The 21,737-nt window shown below is 51.5% G+C and carries 20 protein-coding genes and 1 tRNA gene; 7 read left to right on the forward strand and 14 right to left on the reverse strand.

Features of this window, described 5'->3' with window-relative positions:
* Positions 1-262: 262 nt before the first annotated feature.
* From ptsP to serA, 11 genes are all read right to left on the reverse strand, one after another.
* On the reverse strand, positions 263-1,909 hold the full coding sequence (ptsP, locus tag P1P89_09145) for a phosphoenolpyruvate--protein phosphotransferase (protein ID MDF1591665.1): 1,647 nt from the start codon (positions 1,907-1,909) through the stop codon (positions 263-265).
* Between the two features lie 167 nt (positions 1,910-2,076).
* Positions 2,077-3,048 carry an RluA family pseudouridine synthase gene (locus tag P1P89_09150; protein ID MDF1591666.1) on the reverse strand — a complete coding sequence of 324 codons (972 nt, stop codon included), beginning with the start codon at positions 3,046-3,048 and terminating at the stop codon, positions 2,077-2,079.
* Positions 3,049-3,058: 10 nt separating this feature from the next.
* Entirely contained in the window at positions 3,059-3,604 is a 546-nt protein-coding gene (locus P1P89_09155; protein ID MDF1591667.1) for a CarD family transcriptional regulator, read from the reverse strand.
* Positions 3,605-3,817: 213 nt separating this feature from the next.
* Positions 3,818-4,405 carry an aminoacyl-tRNA hydrolase gene (pth, locus tag P1P89_09160; GenBank protein ID MDF1591668.1) on the reverse strand — a complete coding sequence of 196 codons (588 nt, stop codon included), beginning with the start codon at positions 4,403-4,405 and terminating at the stop codon, positions 3,818-3,820.
* A 161-nt stretch (positions 4,406-4,566) separates the two neighbouring features.
* Complete coding sequence (locus P1P89_09165) at positions 4,567-5,229, reverse strand: 50S ribosomal protein L25 (protein ID MDF1591669.1); 663 nt, start codon at positions 5,227-5,229, stop codon at positions 4,567-4,569.
* Between the two features lie 30 nt (positions 5,230-5,259).
* Complete coding sequence (locus P1P89_09170) at positions 5,260-6,198, reverse strand: ribose-phosphate pyrophosphokinase (GenBank protein MDF1591670.1); 939 nt, start codon at positions 6,196-6,198, stop codon at positions 5,260-5,262.
* A 34-nt stretch (positions 6,199-6,232) separates the two neighbouring features.
* Positions 6,233-6,307, reverse strand: a tRNA-Gln gene (locus tag P1P89_09175).
* A 42-nt stretch (positions 6,308-6,349) separates the two neighbouring features.
* Complete coding sequence (ispE, locus tag P1P89_09180) at positions 6,350-7,189, reverse strand: 4-(cytidine 5'-diphospho)-2-C-methyl-D-erythritol kinase (GenBank protein MDF1591671.1); 840 nt, start codon at positions 7,187-7,189, stop codon at positions 6,350-6,352.
* Complete coding sequence (locus P1P89_09185) at positions 7,186-8,643, reverse strand: DegQ family serine endoprotease (GenBank protein ID MDF1591672.1); 1,458 nt, start codon at positions 8,641-8,643, stop codon at positions 7,186-7,188. The genes ispE and P1P89_09185 overlap by 4 nt, the downstream gene beginning before the upstream one ends.
* Positions 8,644-8,703: 60 nt before the next feature.
* A complete protein-coding gene (locus tag P1P89_09190; GenBank protein MDF1591673.1) occupies positions 8,704-9,006 on the reverse strand; it encodes a DUF1844 domain-containing protein in 303 nt (100 codons plus the stop codon).
* Between the two features lie 439 nt (positions 9,007-9,445).
* Entirely contained in the window at positions 9,446-11,026 is a 1,581-nt protein-coding gene (serA, locus tag P1P89_09195; protein ID MDF1591674.1) for a phosphoglycerate dehydrogenase, read from the reverse strand.
* A 514-nt stretch (positions 11,027-11,540) separates the two neighbouring features.
* Here serA and sfsA point away from each other — a divergent pair.
* Positions 11,541-12,272 carry a DNA/RNA nuclease SfsA gene (gene sfsA / locus P1P89_09200; GenBank protein MDF1591675.1) on the forward strand — a complete coding sequence of 244 codons (732 nt, stop codon included), beginning with the start codon at positions 11,541-11,543 and terminating at the stop codon, positions 12,270-12,272.
* 272 nt (positions 12,273-12,544) lie between these two features.
* Here the strand turns inward: sfsA and cooS are convergent, their stop codons facing one another.
* The gene (gene cooS, locus P1P89_09205) at positions 12,545-14,518 is read right to left on the reverse strand and encodes an anaerobic carbon-monoxide dehydrogenase catalytic subunit (GenBank protein MDF1591676.1); all 1,974 of its coding nucleotides are present in this window, start codon (positions 14,516-14,518) and stop codon (positions 12,545-12,547) included.
* Positions 14,519-15,067: 549 nt separating this feature from the next.
* On the opposite strand from cooS, the gene P1P89_09210 reads away from it, so the two are divergent.
* The 6 genes from P1P89_09210 to P1P89_09235 all read left to right on the forward strand — a co-directional run bounded on the left by P1P89_09210 (position 15,068) and on the right by P1P89_09235 (position 19,137).
* A complete protein-coding gene (locus P1P89_09210) occupies positions 15,068-15,385 on the forward strand; it encodes an arsenosugar biosynthesis-associated peroxidase-like protein (protein ID MDF1591677.1) in 318 nt (105 codons plus the stop codon).
* Positions 15,386-15,429: 44 nt separating this feature from the next.
* Positions 15,430-16,416, forward strand: coding sequence for an arsenosugar biosynthesis radical SAM protein ArsS (gene arsS, locus P1P89_09215; protein ID MDF1591678.1), 987 nt, complete (start codon positions 15,430-15,432; stop codon positions 16,414-16,416).
* 193 nt (positions 16,417-16,609) lie between these two features.
* A complete protein-coding gene (locus P1P89_09220) occupies positions 16,610-16,864 on the forward strand; it encodes a glutaredoxin family protein (GenBank protein ID MDF1591679.1) in 255 nt (84 codons plus the stop codon).
* On the forward strand, positions 16,864-17,196 hold the full coding sequence (locus tag P1P89_09225) for a ferredoxin-thioredoxin reductase catalytic domain-containing protein (protein ID MDF1591680.1): 333 nt from the start codon (positions 16,864-16,866) through the stop codon (positions 17,194-17,196). The genes P1P89_09220 and P1P89_09225 overlap by 1 nt, the downstream gene beginning before the upstream one ends.
* A 104-nt stretch (positions 17,197-17,300) precedes the next feature.
* On the forward strand, positions 17,301-18,479 hold the full coding sequence (locus P1P89_09230) for a citrate/2-methylcitrate synthase (GenBank protein ID MDF1591681.1): 1,179 nt from the start codon (positions 17,301-17,303) through the stop codon (positions 18,477-18,479).
* A 256-nt stretch (positions 18,480-18,735) separates the two neighbouring features.
* On the forward strand, positions 18,736-19,137 hold the full coding sequence (locus P1P89_09235) for a transcriptional repressor (GenBank protein MDF1591682.1): 402 nt from the start codon (positions 18,736-18,738) through the stop codon (positions 19,135-19,137).
* A gap of 225 nt (positions 19,138-19,362) precedes the next feature.
* On the opposite strand, the gene P1P89_09240 is transcribed toward P1P89_09235, so the two are convergent.
* Together P1P89_09240 and P1P89_09245 are read right to left on the reverse strand one after the other, a co-directional pair.
* A complete protein-coding gene (locus tag P1P89_09240; GenBank protein ID MDF1591683.1) occupies positions 19,363-20,532 on the reverse strand; it encodes a pyridoxal phosphate-dependent aminotransferase in 1,170 nt (389 codons plus the stop codon).
* A 340-nt stretch (positions 20,533-20,872) separates the two neighbouring features.
* Positions 20,873-21,737, reverse strand: an 865-nt coding sequence (locus P1P89_09245) for a sodium/proton-translocating pyrophosphatase (GenBank protein ID MDF1591684.1), incomplete at its 5' end; no start/stop codon positions are given.

Genomic DNA, 21,737 nt, shown 5'->3' on the forward strand with positions numbered 1-21,737 from the left:
GGGATTACCAAAACAGTCCCCCCGGGGTTATCGTTCATTTCAAGCCTGTCAAATATTAGCTACGCATCGTATTTACGATGAGCACTCAAACTGTTTTATCAGGTTTTTAAGTTTCAGTTTAATCCATTTATTACCATATCTAACTGAAAAATCAAATATCACAACATTTCTCTTTTTTATTTTTTGAGGTATAAAAAACCCAAAAAGGATAGTTTAAAATAGGTTAGGTCCTTTGCCCGTGACGGCCCGGGAAGGAAGGTCGTCAAGTGCTTGAATTCCTTATGGCATTTTTCACTTCCGGAACCAATGCAGCGGCCACGCTCAAAGACCTGATCCCGGTTTTCAGCAACCTGGGGAGAACATCGATACGGCCCGCAAGCTCCCCACAAAGCGACACGGGAGTGTCACCGGCTTCCCTGACCACCATCTCGATGAGCCGCAGGATAGTCGGGTGGTCGTCAATGAAATACTCGGTGACCAGGGGGTTCTCTCGCCCGGCGGCCATGGTGTATTGCGTAAGGTCATTAGAGCCGATGCTTAAAAAGTCCACATGTTTCTTCAGGGAAGGGATTGACAATGCCGCTGCCGGGGTCTCGATCATCGCACCGATACGTGGCAAATCGCAAATGCCCATTTCAGCGGCCAACTGATGAAACCGCTCCGCGACCTGAACCACATCGCTCTCCGTGGTTACCATCGGTATCAGAATCCCAATGCCAAATTGCTGAGACACTTCCAGCATAGCCCGCAGCAGCGCCTCCAACAGGTCGGGATACTCACGCAGCACGCGCACGCCACGCCGTCCCAGAAAGGGATCGGGTTCCGGTGGCAGATGGAGATAGATCGGATTCTTGTCGGCGCCAATGTCGAGAAGACGAACGTCGATATGCATTCCTCGTGCCGGGTAGAGGCTGTCAAGAAGAAACTCAGCAAATTCTTTGTCTGAGGGAAAGTGCTTGGCTGACAGAAAGAAAGGCTCTGTACGAAACAATCCGATCCCGTCAGCGCTGCCTTCCATCGCAAGCGCCACATCTTCGCGGCTGCGGACGTTGGCCATGACAGAGACCTCAATACCGTCCAAGGTAACAGTGCTTCCGAAGGGGCTGACCTGTGCCATCGTTTCCTTGCGTTTTCGCACTTCGTCAAGAGATATTTCGTATCTTTGCAGGGCGTGTGCGTCCGGGTTGATCACCGCCGTTCCCTCGGCCCCATTCAAAAGCACAACGTCTCCCGTGTGGACAGTTTCTAATAATTCGGGAATCCCGCCCACACAGGGGATGTCGAGTTCCCGAGCGAGAAGGGCCGCATGCGCTGCATGGCCGGCAAACTCTGCAAGAACAGCGACAGTGGACGAACGCGAGAGAAACACCGTGTCCGAAGGGAGCAACCGACGCGCGACGAGCACCGTGTTCGCAGGCAGGTTCTCGAGGCTGTGTGCGTGAATTCCGGCCAATGACAACAATAATCTTCGGGACAAATCGTCTATGTCGTCTCCTCGCTCCCGTAGAATTTCACTGTTCATGTCTCTGAATCTGCGGGCCAAGAGCCTGAACACCGTTCTGACCACCTGCTCGGCATTGATTAGCTTCTCTTCCAATGTTTTTTTTAATTCCATGACAACAGAGGAATCAAGCAGGATAGCCTTTTGTGCGAGGAATATGTCTGCCGAATGCTTGCCCACCTTACGCTCAATCTGCTTCGCATCAATAGCCAGGCTCTGCCGTACATCGTTGATTGCCTTATCAATTCTGGCCTTCTCTTCACCGATCTGGGCGCGGTCTATTATATAGAGTTCTGAGTCTCGCTGAAGCACGTCTATATAGACGAATGCCCTCCCTTTAGCCAGTCCCGGTGAGACTCCTTTCCCAATCAGCGTAAACATCTTGTCTTTTCTCGACTCAGTATTCATCAGTTGAATTCCCTCGGTGTCCCAACGAGATTGTAGAAAAACATAGAATAAATCTTCCTGCAACAAAACTTGTCGGCGAACCTTTCGGCTGTGCGCCCTTCGGTCATGAGCCTCAGGTTCAATGACTCAGGGCCGAACAACTCAAGTCGAGTTCCTGCAGGGAAGTTTCAAGTAAAATTTTGTTTCACCTGATTCCGGAGAGCCTCAATTAACTCGGCCATATCGGCCGGCAGCGGGGCCTCAAATGACATCGGCCTATCATCTGCCGGATGGGTAAATTGAAGGCATTGGGCATGCAGCATTTGCCGGGCGGCCTTTAAAGCACTTTTACCTTTTCCGGACAACTCCAGGCGCCGGCCGCCGCCGTAAACAGCGTCGCCGACAACCGGGTGCCCGATGGCGGCGCAATGAACCCGGATCTGATGGGTGCGTCCGGTTTTTAAATCAAGGTCCAGCAGGGTCGCGCCGTCAAAGCGTTCTTTGACCTTCCAGCGGGTTTCGGCGCCCCGGGCCTTGCGGCTGCGGGTGGACATTTTTTTCCGGTCAACCGGGTGCCGGCCGATGGAAAAGGCCATTGTTCCACTGTCCGCCTTAACCGGACCATGAACCAGCGCCAGATAATGCTTTTGAACTTTCCGGGATTTGAATTGTCCGGCGAGATCATGATGGGCCGCATCGTTCTTGGCAACCACCAGGACGCCGGAAGTGTCCTTGTCCAACCGATGGACGATGCCCGGCCGGATTTTTCCGCCGATGCTGCCAAGGGTCGGGCAATGATATAAAAGGGCATTGACCAGGGTGCCGCTGCCATGTCCCGGCGAGGGGTGAACCACCAGGCCCGGCTGTTTGTTGATGACAATCAGCGCTTCATCTTCAAAGAGGATATCGATGGGAATGGGTTCCGGGCTGAACGTCGGCGGTTCCGGCGGCGGGATAATGCCTTCAACCCGATCACCGCTTTTAGCCCGGTAACCCGGTTTCATTATTCTTCCCTGAACCTGTATCCGGCCGTCGGCTATCAGATGGGCGATGAAGGAACGGGAGTGATGGGAAAGGCGGGCGGCAATCAGAACATCCAGGCGCTTACCGGCATCGATCGCGTCGACAACAATGGTAAAAGCACCGCAATCGGTTATCATTTGGGAAACGTTATTTGTCGGAGGCAAATAATGAGTTGATTTCAGTAAGAATGGTATCCTCGTCCGTATTTTTGGCGGTGGACAGTTCCCTGACCAGCAGGCCCTGGGCGGTGTCGTAGAGTTTGCGCTCGCCGAAAGAAAGGTCTTTTGTCAGCTTCAGCAGATAAAGATCCCTGAAGACTTCGGCGACTTCATAGGGTGAACCGGTTTTGATTTTGTCCATGTACTCTCTGTACCTGCGGTTCCAAGTCTGGTTCTCACCGGTTCCGTCTTCTCTCTTTTTCATTACTTCGTAAACTTTACTGACTTCTTTCTTGCCGATAACGTCCCGGAGGCCCACCGATTCCACGTTGCTGGTGGGAATCATAATAACCATGCCGTTTTCAAGAACCTTCATGATATAGAAATTGTGTTTTTCGCCGTTGACAACCCTGCTTTCAATCGATTCAATGCGGCCGACGCCATGTGCCGGATAAACAGCGAGATCACCGGTTTGAAACACTTTGGCTTTCTGCTTTGAATTTAAAACTTTCGGTTGTGTCACTTTTCCAGCCATATATACACCTTTATCAGTTTTTTTCCTGACCGTCCGCTGACAAAATTTTAACTAACAATTTTTATTTATATCATTATTGCAACTGATAATCAATTAAAAAAAGGGATCGACGCTAATGCGTCACCCCCTTTAACGGTCGTCATGACGGTGCCTGCAACCATGACCGGAACAAAAAGCATCAATCGGGCGACCCCGGGCATGTCATCCCTGAATTCAGGTAATAACTGTCCTGTTATTAAACGTGTTCATCCCTTCCTTAATGCCTTTATCGAAGATAGTGACAATTGCATCCCGGGCCTTGCCGATGATCTGGTCAAGGACGCTATTTTCCGCAGCATTAAACTTCCCCAGAACGTGATCCGTAACGGTAAATGCTTCGGAACGCCCGATGCCGACCCTGATCCGCCCAAAATCCCCCCCGCCAAACGCATCGATCAGGGATCTTAAACCATTGTGTCCGCCATGGCCGCCGTTTTCTTTAATTTTTATTCTGCCAAAAGAGAGGTCAATGTCGTCATGAACGATCAACATTTCCTCACATAATATTTTAAAATAGTTGGCAAGCTTTAAAACAGGGGGGCCGCTGCGGTTCATGTAGGCTTGGGGTTTTGCCAAAATCACCTCACGGGTTCCAATCAATCCGCGCCCCATAACCACATCAAACTTTTTTCTATCCAGGGGAATAGAGAACGATTCGGCAAGCTTGTCCAAAACCAAAAATCCGGCATTATGACGGGTTTCATGGTAGGCGTCACCCGGGTTCCCCAAGCCCACAACCAGACGAATTTCTTTCGAAGGCATGTTCAGGTCCCGTTGCGCATGATCACATCCGGCCTAACGCCGAAATTGGGCAACAAAGTGGCGGTGCAAAGGTCTGGTGTCATGCCCATACCCATTTTGCAAGGCGCGACATGAGACCAAAAGATTTAAACACGGCAGGGCGCACCGACAGGAAAAGCAGACTATTCCTTATCCGCATCTTCCGATTCAGACTCTTCTTTCTCGGCTTCTTCGCCTTCAAGCTCAACGCCTTCTTCAACTTCTTCTTCCGGTTCCTCTTCTTTCATCGGGCTGGCAACGGTCAATATCGTAAAATTGACATCATCCGGCAGCTCCAGACCCTCTTTTAAGGGAATATCCTGAACATGGATGGCATCACCGATATCCAGGTCGGTAATATCCAGTACGATTGAATCCGGTATCTCAAGGGGCAGGCAGAGCAGTTCGATTTCACGCCGGACAATCTGCAGAATGCCGCCCAATTCGACCCCTTTTGACTTTCCTTTGGTTAAGATGGGCACACCCACCCTGAGCTTGCGATCCATGGCGATTTCATAAAAATCCACATGCAGAAATTTCCGAGAAACCGGATGGGTCTGCATTTCACGGATCATGGCGGTACGGTTGGCGGTATCACCATCCTGGATCGTCAAATTCACCAACACCTCACCGGCCGTACTTTTTTTCAACACCTGCTCCAGCGCGAGGGTGCTCACGGACAGCAGTACCGGTTCTGTTCCCGGACCGTATAATACCGCTGGGACTTGTCCCTTGCTCCGCAAAACCCTTGCGGCGCTATTTCCCCGACTTGTTCTGATATTTGTATTAAGATCAATTAGTTCCAAAGTAAAAAACCTCCCTGTATAAATAATATTTCAAACGAAAAGAGACGTTACCGAATCCCCCCGATAGCAGCGGATAATCGCCTCTCCAAACAATTCCGTAACCGATAGTACTTTTATTTTAGCGCAGTCGGCGGCTGCCTTCCCCAATGGAATCGTGTCCGCAACGACAATGCTTTTTAATTCTGATGCGGTAATCCGATCAACAGCCGGTCCCGACAGAACAGGGTGCGCGCAGCAGGCGTGAACTTCGTCCGCGCCCTTTTCCGCAAGAGCGCCGGCAGCCTGTGTCAGGGTGCCGGCCGTGTCCACCATATCATCGAGAATGACGACGGTTTTTCCGGCCACATCCCCGATAACCGCCATGGCTTTTGCCTTATTGGGGGCGTCTCTGCGTTTGTCGATGATGGCAAGCCCCGCATTCAGACGTTTGGCAAACGCCCGGGCCCGTTCAACCCCGCCGGCATCCGGCGACACAATCACCAGGTCCTGATGAAAGTTGTTCTTGATATAATTTATCAGAACCGGGGCCGCAAACAGGTTGTCCACCGGAATATTAAAAAAGCCCTGTATCTGTCCGGCGTGCAGATCCATGGTGATAATTCGTTCGGCGCCGGCAACCGTCAACAGGTCTGCAACCAGTTTTGCGCTGATGGGAACCCGCGGGGCAACCTTCTTGTCCTGCCGGGAATAGCCATAGTAGGGAATCACGGCTGTTATCCGGCTTGCCGAAGAACGCTTAAAGGCGTCGATCATCAGCAGCAGTTCGACCAGATTATCGTTCACCGGTGCACAGGTCGCCTGGACAACAAAAACATCCTTGGACCGGACATTTTCATCAATTTCTATTTGGACCTCGCCGTCGCTGAATCTTTTTACCTTGGCGCCGCCGATCTCAATATTGAGATATTCACAAATTTTCTTTGCAAAGGCCGGATTGGAGTTGCCCGTAAAAACAGAAAATTCTCCCATTTGCATCACCACCATTCACCGGTTGTAAGTATCATGGCTGGGGCGGGAGGATTCGAACCTCCGAATGCAGGAACCAAAATCCTGTGTCTTACCGCTTGACGACGCCCCAAATATAAAATCAGATCAACTTGTTGCCGGCCCGAGACCATTTTTATAAAATGACATCCCCGACAAAAACCTGCCGGCCTCGGTGCCGGCTTAGGGCGGGGAGGGCCTTGGCAGCACCTTCCCGGTCCCGGAAAAGACCGTATACGGCGGACCCGCTCCCGGACATCAGCGCGCCTATTGCGCCATGTTTTAAAAGATCATTTTTTATTGCAGCGATTTCAGGATATTTTTCCTCAGCCATTTCCTCAAAATCATTGCATAGATGCCGCTGGATATCAAACCCCTTATTTTTAAAAGATGAAATTTTAGTTTTTTCTATCCCCTTTGTCAATCTCAAATTAATATTTTTGAACATCTCGGCCGTCGACACGCTGAATCCCGGGTAAACCACCATCACCGTATACGGCTCAAGGCCGCTGTAAGGTACCAGTATTTCACCCACGCCTGTTGCAATGGCCGGTTTCTGATCAATAAAAAAGGGCACATCGGCCCCAATGACCACCCCCAGCCTGATCAGTGTTTCCCGGGATAGCGGGTGTCCGTAAAAACGGTTCAATCCCAGCATCACCGTTGCGGCGTTGCTGCTGCCGCCTCCCAGACCCGCACCGATGGGAATCTGCTTTTCAATGGTTATCCCGACGCCCGCTTTTGTGTTGAGATGGTCTAAAAAAAGTTTTGCCGCACGGTAAGCCAGGTTGGTATGGTCTTGGGGAACCAATGGGTGGGCACAGACCACGGAGATTTCTTTGGCCTCGAAATCAAGGGAAATAGCATCATACACCCCCACGCAGCACATCAGCGTCACCAGGTCATGATAACCATCCGCCCGTTTCCCGATGATATGTAAAAACAGGTTGATTTTTGCCGGTGAAAGCAATCTCATTTTACCAGCTTAATAACGACAAATCCGGCGTTCATGCGCCTTATAAACAATTGGATGGATTCCCCGGGCTGAACCGCGGCGATCTCACGGGTATAATCCGCTACGGTTTGAACCGCCTGATGGTTCACCTCTTTAATGATATCGCCCACCTGCATACCGGCTTCACCACCTTTGCTTTCTGCTTCGACACCGACAACAATAACACCTTCCGGATCCTTCAGGTTGAACCGCCGTGCGACTTCTGCGGTAAGGTCCGTCACCCGGATGCCCATCGTATCCTCATCTTTTCGCTCCGGCTGCCGGGAAGATAATTTAACTTCATCCCTTTTTGCTATCTCAACCCGGAAAATCTTTTCCTGACCATCGCGCAAGACTTTAAGCGTCACGGTTTCGCCCACGGCGGTATTGGCGATCATCCGGGTAAGGTCTCTGCTTTCTTCAACCCTTTTATTGTTTACCTCAAGGATGATATCTCTGGGTTTGACTCCGGCTTTCTCGGCAGGATCGCCGCTAAAGACTTCCGTCACCAGCACCCCCTTACCGTCTTTGATGCCGTAGTAATCAGCAAGTTCCTGACTGAGGGGCTGTATGGCCACCCCCAGCCAGCCTCGGGTTACCTCGCCGCTGGTTTTTAGTTGATCGATAATCCCTTTTGCCATGTTGATGGGTATGGCAAACCCGATCCCCTGTCCGCTGGCAATGATGGCGGTATTGATCCCCACCACTTCACCGGCCATGTTAATGAGGGGTCCGCCACTGTTGCCCGGATTGATGGACGCATCGGTCTGGATAAAGTCGTCATAAGGACCGGAACCGATGACGCGCCCCTTGGCACTGACGATTCCCGCTGTCAGGGTCTGTTCAAAACCAAAAGGACTGCCGATGGCAACGACCCACTGTCCCACCTTGATGGCGTCGGAATCTCCGATTTTCACAACCGGCAGGTTGTTTTTTGATTTGATTTTAATCAATGAAAGGTCGGTGTTGGCATCCCGCCCCACAATCTCGGCATCAAACTCATCCCCGTTTTTCAGTTTAACCTTGATTTTATCAGCGTTCTCCACCACATGATTGTTGGTTACAATAAACCCTTCTTTATCGATAATAAATCCGGACCCCAGGCTGCGCTGCTTGAAATCCCGCTGCTGCTCATCGCCGAAAAACTTGTTGAAAAAGTCCTGGAAAGGATCTTCTTTTTCAAAAGGCCCCGGCATGAAATGACGAAAAACCCGCCCGCCGCCCTTAACGGTTTTAACCGTTCGGATGTTGACGACAGCCGGACTCACCCTTTCGGAAATATCGCTGAAGCTTGACGGCGTCAAAAAGTCCCCGCCCTGCTTGGACGGTGCGGCTGCGGTTAGGGGCGAAGCCGTCAACAGACAGAAGGCGGCGCCCAGAAATATGATAAACACAAAATATCCGCAGAAATGCGGTGCACTTGTTTTAAATTTCATTGAAGCTCCTTTCCGCCTGCCGGGTTAACCGTTTGGGCGGAATCAATTGATAGAACAAATTTACTTTTTTTCTTTGACGTAAAACATCCGCAGCTCGTACAGCACATGCTTTATGAGGTTTTCCTCGTCTGCATTTAAGTTGCCCCGGGTCTTTTCCTGCAGCATGCCCAGAATATCAATCGTTTGTTTTGCCAATGGTAAATTTTTAACATTTGTACTGGAAGAGGGATCCTCAACCAATCCCAAATTAACCAGGGCGGACGCGTTTAAGGACAAGACAAAGGTTACAAAATTAATTTCGGGCAGCTGGGTTTCAGATTCAGATGTCTTGCCGGAATCGGCTGCCGCAGCGGTTGTGTCCATCTTTGCTTTTGGATCGGCCTGTTCTTTGGTCTTGTCCGGATCCGGCGCTTTTTTGGCGGGCTGTTCCTTGGCTTTGCCTTTCTCGGGCGCCTTTTCGGCTTTCTGTTGTTCTTGGTCTTTACCGTCGCCGGCGAAAATTCTGCGGTCTTTGACGACAAATTCTTTTTTTTCTTCTGACATGTCTATCCTCCTGTCTGGTGTTCAAAGGACATTCGTTAGAAGTCATTGCAAAATCCCATCTGAGTTTTGATAGCTGCGTTGTCCCGTTTAAAAGCGGGACGCCTTGCTCTCAGACCTGATCTGAGGTTTTGAAATGACTTATAGTCAACAACATTTTAACATTACAGCCCGACAACCCGAATCAAGATTGATTTCTTGACCGGTAGAAACAGGCCCTAAGTTTGGGGTACGACGCCATATAACTATTAAGCACTCCGGCTTAAAACTCAAGGGGGGTAACGGTTTTAACTGTCGGCAGCGTCCGCAGCTCGGCCACTACAGCCTTCGGAATCGGGGTGTCCGTGCAAAGAAAAATAATATTGCGATCCCCTTCTTCTTCCTGGCCCACCTGCATGCGTCCGATGTTGATATTGTGTTTGCCGAGGGTGGTGCCGATTTCCCCGATGGACCCCGGCCGGTCATAGTTGTGAATCAGTGCAAGATGTCCCTTGGGCACCATCTCCAGGCGGAACGTGTTGATTCGAACCACCCGCGAATCGCTTTTGCCGAATATCGTTCCGGACACCATACTGGTCATCTCAGTGGTAACCACCTTGGCGGTAATCAGATTGATGTAATCTTCGGACTTGGCGCTGGATGTCTCCGTAACCTTGATGCCCCTTTCTTTGGCGATGATCTTCGCGTTCACGAAGTTCACATCGTCCTTGACCACCCGGGTCAGGAGTCCCTTTAAAACAGCCGTTGTAACCGGGGACAGGTCCAGGCCCTGAAAATCGCCGGCATATTCGATGGCAGCCTCTTGTATTGGTCCATTGATCAGTTGGGCCTGCAAAGATCCGATCTGATCCCCCAGCGATAAAAACGGCCCCAATTTTGTCATTAGTTCGCCGGTAACCGACGGCACATTAACGGCATTGATGATGGTGCCGTTCTTTAAAAAATCGACAATCTGGTTGGCCACGGCCACGGCGACATTGACCTGGGCTTCGCGTGTCTCCGCCCCCAGGTGCGGCGTGCCGATAACATTGTCCAGCTCAAACAACGGGCAGTTTCCCGGCGGCTCTTTTTCAAACACATCTAAAGCGGCGCCGGCGACTTTTCCGGATTTGACGGCATCGTACAAATCACATTCATCAACGATACCGCCCCTGGCACAGTTGATGATCATAACCCCGTCCTTCATCTGCTCGATTGCTTTTTTATTGATCAACCCCACGGTATCCTTCAGCTTGGGTACGTGGATTGTGATATAGTCCGATCGGCGGTATAATTCTTCCAGCGACACACACTCATACCCTGCCTTTTCGATCAGGTCGGGGGTGACATGGGGATCGCAAACAATTACCCTCATTTTTAAACCCCTGGCCCTGTCCGCCACAATCGAGCCGATCTTTCCGAATCCGATCACCCCAAGGGTTTTATCAAAAATCTCCCTGCCCTGAAGATATTTCTTGTTCCACAGCCCCTGCCGCAGCGACGCGGTCGCCTGGGGGACATTCCGTGTCAGGGACAGCATCATGGCGATGGCATGTTCAGCGGTCGTTATCACATTACCGCCGGGAGTGTTCATCACCACGACCCCTCTCTTGGTAGCGGCGGGAATATCAACATTGTCAAGACCGATTCCCGCCCGCCCAACTACTTTTAAACGGGTCGCGGCCGTCAACAAGTCTTCCGTAACCTTTGTTGCGCTGCGAATAGCCAAGGCGTCATAGCCGCCGATGATGCTTTTCAGTTCTGCGGGTGTTAGCCCTGTTTTAACCTCAACTTCAATTCCCGGTTCTTCCCTTAAAATTTCAATACCCGCTTCGCCCAGATTGTCACTGACCAAGACTTTCATTCAACAACCTCCATTCACATAGACCAATTTTAAAATAACCTATGATTATAACGAAAAATATTACCTTGTTTACAACCGTAATAGCATATTCAGTTTCATGCGTTTGTCAAGACTAAACCCTGTTGTTGCAAAAGCTGAGGATGCCCCAGTTCCAAGGCGTCCAAGGGCAAAACCGTAGTCTTTTACTGTGAGCCCTTGGCAACGAAGGAAATGGGGTATAATCGGCTTTCCCTGCGGGTAAAAACATGACAAAATCTTTGTTTGCTTGAGGTCTCACCAAAGGCTTATTCAGGAAACAAGTACAAACGTATTCAAATGCCTTGTTATTATCTTTTTTTCTATACCTTGTCATGTTTTTATGCAACTGCAGGGTAAAGCAAATGTTACAAAGCCTGTAAAAAGGATTTCGGCTTCAACCTGTTTTATGCTAAACATCCATAACCTTGACCAGTTGATACAGTTGATTTTTTTGCCTCCGAAAATACCTGCGTATAATTTTGAACAGGCATTAAAAATGAATAAAACTTCTAAAACAGCCCCTGCCGGAGAAATTTTCTGGCCCAGGCTGATTCCGGCCACCCTTATCCGGCGCTACAAACGTTTTCTGGCGGATGTCCGCCTTAAAGATGGGTCCGAAATAACGGCACACTGCCCCAATTCCGGCAGGATGCTGGCCTGCTGCGAACCGGAGAGACCGGTTTATCTGTCCTGCCACGACAATCCCAAACGCAAATTAAAATACACCTGGGAACTCATCGAGATGCCCGCCTCGCTGGTGGGAGTGAACACGCTGGTGCCCAACCGGCTGGTGTTTCAGTCCATTCTGACAGGGAAGATCGATGCCCTTGGCGGGTACCCGGAGGTCTCGCGCGAGGTTAATATCGGAAACGGTTCCCGGCTGGATCTCCTGCTGAAGAAAGGTAATGGGGAGGCGTGCTATGTGGAAGTGAAAAACTGCACCCTCGTTGAAGAAGGCATCGCCCGCTTCCCTGACGCGATCACCTCAAGGGGGCGGAAACATTTACGGGAGTTGCGGAAATTAAAGGCCGCCGGCGCACGCTGTGTCATGTTCTTTTTAGTTCAACGAATGGACGCCGCTCTTTTCAAACCGGCGGACCGGATCGATCCGGACTACGGCCGGGAACTTCGAAAGGCCGTCGATAAAGGGGTGGAAATTCTGGTCTACGACGTAAAAATTGATTTAAAGCGGATCGTTTTGAATAAACAGATACCCTTTCAATTATAGTTGGAATCAGCCCCGTAAGGACAGGCTTTGTTTACCCCCAGAGGGGATTGGCTTAGTTGGAATTGCATACACTCACTGAAATTCCAAACATCAAATTCCAAGTATCAAACAATTTCCCATGACCAAAATTCGAAAATCCAAGGCAAAGCCAGTTGATTATGACCTTACCCTAAGAGCCAAGTTTTCTTTGCTTGAATAAACAAAGGGGCTCATAAAGAGCCCCTTTGTTGTGCATAACGTTTCTGTTATTCGTGCTTAAATGCGACGTGCCGCTAGGCCGCTTCCATTTCCCGACGGGTTGCCATATCAACAAGGACGCGTTCCCTGGCCTTGTCGATGCCAAGGGCTTTTCGCTTTTTGTCGATATGCGCAATCATCATCCGGGCCATCTCATGGGGATCCGGCGTAAAGCCCCATTTGCCGAAGCCCATCGTTTCAAGTTCTTCAAACAGGTGTTTATGAAACTTGGTGCCTTCAACAATGGGGAAGGTGACGCCAAAGACGGTAAAAACTCCGGAAGCCACAAAATATTGCCCGATGGCAATGGCTTTTTCGCTCATGTATTCAGGCGCAGCGCCGGCAACCGGCAGATCGGCAATGCTTTCCCCCAGGCCGCCCTGTCGCACCATCTCCGAACAGGCAATCAGGATGCGGGTATTGTCGACACAGGCCCCCAGCCCCAGAACCGGCGGCATGCCGACGGTTTCGCAGACCTCACGCAGTCCCGGGCCGGCCAATATAGCGGCCTCCGGTGTCGTCATGCCGGCTTTGGCCAGTGCGATCTGCGAGCATCCGGTCTGAACAACCAGCACGTCGTTTTTTATCAGTTCCTTAACCAGTTCCACATGCACCCAGTCCTGCTTGACCCTGGGATTGGTGCAGCCCACCACGCCGGCCACACCTCTGATCCGGCCGTTGATGATGTTGTCGTTCAGCGGCGCGTAAGACGCCCGGAAGCTGCCGCCCAGCATGTAGTTGATATATTCATGCGAAAAACCGTGGACCCCGCGGCTTGTTTTTTTCGGAATTACCACCGGGATTTTTCGATTTTTAAATCGCGTAATGGCCTTGATGACGACTTCATCAGTGCAGGCTTTGGGATTGCGCTCATGGAATTCGATATGGGTGGCCCCTTCGATTTTACAGCGCGGATTGGTTGTAAAAAGCTGAGTTCCGTAACACTCGGCAACTTTGACCAGCCCCTGCTGAATGCACTGGATATCCACTGCCATGGCATCAACCGCACCGGTTACCAGTATCGATTCCGTCGAAGAAAAATTTCCGGCATGCGGTATCCCGTGCCGTGAGAGCATTTCAAGTCCGGAACAGCACATCCCCACCAGGTTAATCCCTCTGGCGCCCGCCTGCTTGGCGGACTCAACCAGGGTCGGTTCATTTACCGAGGCAATCATGGATTCAAACAAATTGGGTTCATGACCGTGAACGATAATGTTGACCTGGTCTTCCTTAAGGACCCCCATATTGACTTCGATGCTCACCGGCGAGGGGGTTCCGAACAGAATGTCGCCGATTTCAGTTGCAACCATGGATCCGCCCCAACCATCCACCAGCGCAGTCCGGCTGGCCTGTTTGATGATGTTGCGGTAATCCTGGTCAACCCCCATATGGGTGCGGTTCATCATTTCCATGATCTCCCGCATGGCCCCCCGGGGAACAACCCCGTGCTTGCGCCAGGTTTCCAGGGTTTTCGGAGGAACCCGTTTGGCAAAGGGGATTTCACCCTCCACCTGGGTATATGTTTTCTCCAGTTCATGATACAGATCTTTGGCAATATCCAGGATCTCGCGACCTTCGGTTTTAATGCCCACCGAAGCGGCGACTTCTTCCAGCTTAATGGGATCTTTGATGGAATAGTCATCGATGTCGCCGTTGACCACATCCCGGAAAAGCTCCAGCATGGCCATGCCGTGATCGTTGTGGCAGGCGGTCCCGGCCGCCACCATGCGGGCGAAATTTCGGGCCATAATCGTATCGATCGTAGCGCCGCAGACGCCTACCTTGCCGTAAGGGTCTTTGGCATTCAGCCGGCAGGGCCCCATGGCGCAGTGCTTACAACAGGCCGAATCCTTTCCGATGGGACAGGCCTTCATATCGGCCGCCCGGTCAAAGGCCAGCGACACCCCGTCGATACGGGCTTTCGTTATCATCTGGGCCGTGGACTCGCATGTTGTCAGTTCTTTTGGGTCAATCTCCTTCTTATCGGAGATGGTTGTCTTTTTTTCCATTTTTCCTCCCTTCGTGGAAAGGTTTATGTAATGATGGGTTAATCAATAGTTAATAAAATTCTCTAAGTTTTGGCGAAAGACCGATCTGGATGGTGAGATATAATGATGAACAATAACGTAACAATGAATGCCACCATGTGTCAAAGTAAACAATTCTGGCAAACCGATTGGTACCCGGCTTCATGAAAAATCGGTTTATCATAGGCAGAAAAAATACAAAGATTTATATGTCACTCAATATATTTTAGATGCACGCTGTCATATGTTTCATTTGCCGAGGAGACACGATGTTTCAGCTAAACATAAGTTTCTTTTGAGAACAGAAATAGCGATCTATTATTGATAATCATTCCTAATAATATTAAGCTTGCTGAATTCTTTTGTCAAGTCGTGTGCTGTTTCTTTTCAGTAAAAAAATGACGGACAACAAATACCTGCCAATTTATGGGGCGTCTTTACAATTCTGAACCCCTTTGCTATGTTATTATGCATATTAGATCCAACCGCTTACGAACTTAATCTTAAATCCACTAAATCTTAGAGGATAGGATGGAAACATACTACACCCCGGATGATCTTCCAAAGTTTGAACAAATCGGCAAAGATGCCCCTGAACTGGCAAAAAAATTTTTTGACTATTACCAGGCCGTTTTTTCCGAGGGCGAACTGACCGAAAGAGAAAAAGCCCTGATCGCCCTTGCCGTTGCCCACGCGGTTCAGTGCCCCTACTGCATCGACGCTTACACCCAGACCTGCCTGGAAAAAGGTTCGAATCCAGCAGAAATGACCGAAGCGGTCCATGTGGCCGTTGCCATCCGCGGGGGGGGCATCTCTGGTCCACGGGGTTCAAATGCGAAATATTATTGAAAAAGTTTCTTTGTGACATATCCGTAATAGTAGGAAACGTTCATATGCGCCCAGAACTTGCCAACCGCGAGCCGACGACTTCCAGGGAGGAGCGGCTCAGCATTCCGACTTTTTACCAGACGCTTTTAAAGCATAGGCTCAAACTGGTCAAAGACGCCGTCTCTACGCTTCAAATCAACGTCGGCCTGCTGTGCAACCAGTCCTGCCGGCATTGCCATCTGGAAGCCGGTGCCGGTCGCAGCGAAATCATGTCCGCCCGGACGATGGATCAGGTCTTTGCTTTGGCGCGCACGGGCGACTTTAAAACCATCGACATCACCGGCGGCGCACCTGAAATGCACCCGCAAATTGATGATTTTAACGAGCGCCTGACGCCCCACGCTCCCCGCATGATCTTGCGGTCAAACCTGACGGCCCTTGCCCGGAAGGGACCGTCCCTGATGACCCTTTTAAAAGACAACGCCGTGATCATTACCGCCTCGCTGCCCTCCTTAAATGAGGTTCAGTCCGAAACCGTCCGGGGCGGGGGGACCTTTCTTTCCGGCATTGCTACGCTTAAAAAGCTCAACCGCCTGGGCTATGGACAACCGGAATCGGGGCTTGAACTCAATCTGGTGTCAAACCCGGCCGGGGCATTTTTACCCCCGCCCCAGGCCGGACTTGAAAAACGCTTTCACACGGTCCTCGCGCAAAAATATGGCATTGCTTTCAACAATCTGTTCAGCTTTGCCAATGTGCCTTTGGGACGATACCGCCGCTGGCTGATTCAATCCAACAATTTCGATGCGTATATCAACAAATTGGCAGCGGCCTTTAACCCCTGCACGGTTCCCGGCCTCATGTGCCGGACCATGCTGTCGGTCTCATGGGACGGGTACCTGTATGATTGTGATTTTAACCAGGCGGCCGGGCTTCCCCTGGAAAACCATCCCTCCCACATTTCAGCAATGACCCCGCCGATCCCCGCCGGCAGGTCCATTGCTGCGGGATATCATTGCTACACCTGCACGGCCGGCTCCGGTTTTACCTGAGGGGGCGCCATTGCGACCTGAGGTCGGGTCTGGAGAGCTGCTTGAATCTGATAGATCGTAAACAAAATGAAATCATTTTAACTTTTATTTGAATACAAGGATGGAATGTATTATCTTTTTCCAATATGAAAGCCTGAAGTTATCCGCATAAAAGTTGTGAATATTAATATATTTATCATGAAAGGAACCCGTTATGGCTGAAAAACCCGTAAAGGTCTATTCACTAAGCACCTGCGGCCACTGCAGGGAGGCCAAGAAATTTTTAGGCGACTGTGAAATCAAATATGAGTTTGTCGATGTCGACAAGCTCCAGGGCGAAGAGCGGGCCGCCATCCTGCAGGATGTCAAAAATTTTAACCCCCGCTGCTCTTTCCCTACCATCATTATCGGCGACAAAGTGATCGTCGGATACAAGGAAGCTGAAATCAAGGAGGCGCTGGGACTCTAATGGATACGCAACAGCTGTATGAAATGTTGAAAAAGGTCCAGGAACCCAAGGGATTCTTTTTCAATAATGACATGGAGAAGGTCTTTGAACTGCTCCAGGGCCTGCTGGTCAACAAAGAACGCTATGGTTTCATGGTTTGCCCCTGCCGGCTGGCATCCGGTGACCGCGAAAAAGACCGGGATATTATCTGCCCCTGTGAATATCGAACCCCGGATGTTAAAGAATACGGCACCTGCTATTGCAGTCTCTATGTTTCAAAGGAATGGAACGAAGGCAAAATCCCCCATGAATACGTGCCGGAAAGAAGACCGCCTGAAAAAATGTTTTTATAGGGGTGTTCAGGTTGAGTAGTCGAAATGAATCTTAAACATCAAACGATGAAAATTTCGACAGTTACTATAATTTACGAATATTCTTATCTGAGATGAGGTGCCCTATGGAAGAATGTCGTCCGATATTAAACACCGGGCTGCGGGGCTTTACCGTGGCCACATCCAGAATCAGCGACGTTGACGGCAACACCGGCAAACTGGTCTATCGCGGATATCTGGTAAAGGACCTGGCTGTCAGCGCCGGTTTTGAGGAAATCGCCTACCTGCTGTTATACGAAAAACTGCCGAACAAAGATCAGCTCCAGAAATTCAATCAGACCCTTTCAGCAGAACGTCCGGTCTCTCCTGAATTGATCGCCGCTTTGAAAACCAGGCCCAGGTCCGCCCTATCCATGGACATCCTCCAGGCCGGGGGCTCCCTGCTGGCGCATCATGATCCGGATTTAGCGGATCCCTCCCGGGCGGCCGCTTTAAGAGTCGCCGTCCGCCTGATCGCAAAGCTTCCCACCCTGGTTGCCGCCTGGGACAGAATCCGCAACGGCAAGGAACCCCTGGAACCCTCCCCTGAGCTGAACCACGCCGCCAATTTCCTTTATATGCTGAGCGGTGAGGTTCCGGATGAGGAAACCGCCCGGTTTTTTGATGTGGGCCTGGTCCTGCATGCCGAGCATACATTTAACGCCTCCACCTTTGCGGCCCGGGAGGTGGCGTCGACCCGGGCGCACATGTACGCGGCTGTGTCTGCTGCGGTGGGCTCCCTTTCCGGTGAACTGCACGGCGGGGCCAATGTCCGGGTGATGCAGATGCTCCAAAAGATCGGGTCCGTTGATAAGATAGAAGCGTACATCCAGCAGGAGCTTGAAGCCGGCCGGCTCATTTTCGGCCTGGGTCACGCGGTATACAAGGTGGACGATCCCCGCGCCCTCATTCTGGCGCCCATGTCCAAAAAAATGGGGGAACAGACCGGACAGCCCCAGTGGTATGAAATTTCCACCCAACTTGAAAAAAAGGCCAAGGCGGCCTTTAAGAAACACAAGGGCATCGATATCTTCACGAACGTGGATTTTTACAGCGCCTCGTTGTTTTTCAGCATGGGGATCCCCATCGATCTGTTTTCACCGGTATTTGCCATTTCCAGAATAGCCGGCTGGACCGCACATGTCCTGGAGGAGCAGTTTGCCGATGCCGCCCCCAAACCTGTCTTATACCGGCCGGAATCCCAGTACGTGGGAGATTACTGCGGTCCGGAAGAGTGTAAGTTTGTGCCCCTTGAGCAACGATAAACAGGCGCGAGCTGAGCGAAGCCCCCTTTTCCCATGGCATTTGAGGGAACGGATTACAAATAACCCTTGACAGGGATCCTGTTTCGACTTAGTCACACAACAAAAAACGGATATTGTTCCTAATCTTATACCGCTTTCCATAATAAGGTTCCGAAACAATGAATGGCGGTATAAGCGGTTATAGAAAAAAACAGTGGGATAACGGAACGTTTTTTTGACAACCGCTATAAAAGGAAGACCCTTAAAAAGACCCGATATGTTAGAAACCCAGAACCTTCGGATGACCCGCCAGCGCCAGGTAATTTTGGAGGAGCTCCGAAAAGTAAAGACCCACCCCAGCGCTGATGAATTATATGAAAAGGTGAAAAGACGGCTGCCGCGCATCAGTCTCGGTACGGTGTACCGGAACCTGGAAATTCTCACCCGGCTGGGTGAGATCCAGCATGTTGAGATCGGCGGCGGTATGAAACGGTTCGACGGCAACACCCACAACCATTACCACATCCGCTGCGCCCGCTGCGCCCGGATAGACGATGTCCACATCGACCCCTTGAAACAGGTCGAAGATGCCCTGGACGGGTACACCGATTATCAAATCACCGGACACCGGCTTGAATTTGTAGGGCTGTGCCGGAAATGTTCCAAGAAAAGCGTTTAATCGAGCACTGCTTTAAACAACCCCATCGCAAGATTCTTCTAGAGGCCATCTCAAAAATAGGATTTTCACTCTGAAGCCTTGAGACCTATGAAAAATGTTCAATTTTTTTCAAATTCAAGGAAGGCGAAAATTTAAACCACAGGAATACCTGGAGTATTTCGAGGATTTGAATTTGAGCCTGACGCTGAAATTGAGCAAAAGGGGGCATTTTGCATAGGTCTCAACTTATCTTCCGATCTCATCCACCGCCTGCCCGATCCGCTCAATGGCTTTTTTCAGGTTCTCCATGCTGGTGGCAAAGCACATGCGCAGATGATTGTCGGCATGAACGCCAAAAGCCGATCCGGGCAGCGTGGCCACGCCCGCATGCGCCAGCAGGTAGTCGGCAAAGGCCTCTGCCCCCATTGGAAGCCGGCTGACGTTCGGGAATGCGTAAAAAGCCCCGGCCGGCAGTTTGCAGGAAATCCCCGGAATCTTGTTGAGACCCGCTATAAACATATCCCGCCGCTTTTTGAAGTCCGCCATCATGGCCCGGCTTTCGGCCTGGTCGCCCAGCAGTGCTTTTGCGCCGGCATACTGCACAAAGGGCGGAACGCAGCTGGCCGAGTTGGTGATGAGCTGGGTCAGCGGTTCGGCCAGCCAGGCCGGGGCGGCCACAAACCCCATGCGCCAGCCCGTCATGGCATAGGTCTTTGAAAAAGATTCCAGCAGGATGGTGCGGTCCCGCATCCCCGGCAGGGTGCCCATGGAGATTTGCTCACCGTCAAACAGCATGTGGGCGTACACCTCGTCGGACAAGACCACGATGTCCCTTTTAACGGCGATATCCGCAATGGCGTCAAGCTCCGGCCGGGTCAGGGTGCCGCCGGTGGGGTTGTGGGGGTAATTCAGAATAATGAGGCGGGTGCGATCCGTCACGCGGCCGGCCAGATCTTCGGCCGTGAACCGGAAATCGTTTTCCTCCAGCATGGGAAGGGGCACGGGCGTTGCCCCGGCATAGCGCGTCACCGACTCGTACACCGGAAAGCCCGGGTCCGGATAAATCACCTCGTCCCCGGGTCCGGCCAGGGTCATGATGACATAATAGAGAAACGACTTTCCCCCCGGTCCCACCACAATCTCCCGGGCGCTGTAATCCCCCCGGCGGCTGCGCCTCAGCCATTGACTGCAGGCTTCGCGCAGTTCCGGGATGCCTGCGGAAGCACAGTAGTGGGTATGCCCTTTTTTCATCCGCCCATAAGCCTCTTCAATGATGTCCGGGGGCGTGTTGAAATCCGTGTCGCCGATCTCAAGGTGGACGATGTCCCGGCCCTGGCCCTCAAGTTCGGTAGCCTTGGCAAATACCACAAACGCGCTTTCCTTTTTCAGGCGATGCATCCTCTCGGCAAGCTTCATAAACCGTCCTTTCGTATCGCAAATAAATATCGTAACCTACAACAGCCCTTTTTCTTCGTCAACCCTTTCCCCCTGTCTCCTCGTCCCTCGCCCCTCGTCTTTCGTCCATCGTCCATCGTCCATCGTCCATCGTCCATCGTCCCTCATCCATGGGTTTTCGTCCCTCGTCTTTCGTCCCTCTCCCATCCTCCCAGCTCTCGAACCCTTCCTTCTCCGCCCTGCACCTAAATTAATAGTTTTTGCTACAAAAAAAGAGCCCGGCACGTCACTATCCCGCACCGGGCTCTTATTCATTGCCGCCCCTACCCCAAAACGATAGGGAAACAGCCTATAACTGCTTTTACAGCATCGGAACAATCAACAGGGCCACAATATTGATGACCTTGATCATCGGGTTGATGGCCGGGCCGGCGGTATCCTTGTAGGGGTCGCCGACGGTGTCGCCGGTGACGGAAGCCTTGTGCCCGTCACTCCCCTTCTTGTGAACGACGCCGTTATCGTCGGTCACGCCGTCTTCAAAGGACTTCTTAGCGTTGTCCCATGCGCCGCCGCCGCTGGTCATGGCAATGGCCTGGAAAAGCCCGGTCAGAATGCTTCCGATCAGAACCCCTCCCAGGGCTTCCCGGCCGAGGGTCAGGCCGACAACTATCGGAACCACCACCGGGATAAGGGCCGGGACCATCATCTGCTTGATGGCGCCTTTGGTGACAATGTCAACGCATTTGCCGTATTCCGGTTTTGCCTTGTATTCCATGATGCCGGGAATCTCTCTGAACTGCCGCCGCACCTCTTCAACAACGCTGCCGGCAGCCTTGCCCACGGCCTCCATGAGGAGCGAACCGAAGTAGTAGGGCAAGAGTCCGCCGATGAAAAGACCGGCCAGGACCATCGGGTTCGAAAGGTCGAACTTGAGTTCAACTGAAAATGATCGCGAATACTCCGCAAAAAGAACCAGCGCGGCAAGCCCGGCCGAACCGATGGCATACCCCTTGGTAACCGCCTTGGTGGTGTTTCCCACTGCATCCAGCGGATCGGTGATGTTGCGGATCTCATCCGGCAGTCCCGCCATTTCGGCAATGCCGCCGGCATTGTCCGTAATCGGGCCATAGGAGTCAATGGCAACGACGATTCCGGTCATGGACAGCATCGAAACCGCGGAAAGCGCGATGGCAAACAGACCGCCCGAAGCGTCGCCGGAAAATCCA

This window comes from Desulfobacterales bacterium (assembly GCA_029211065.1).
Classification (GTDB): Bacteria; Desulfobacterota; Desulfobacteria; order Desulfobacterales; family JARGFK01; genus JARGFK01.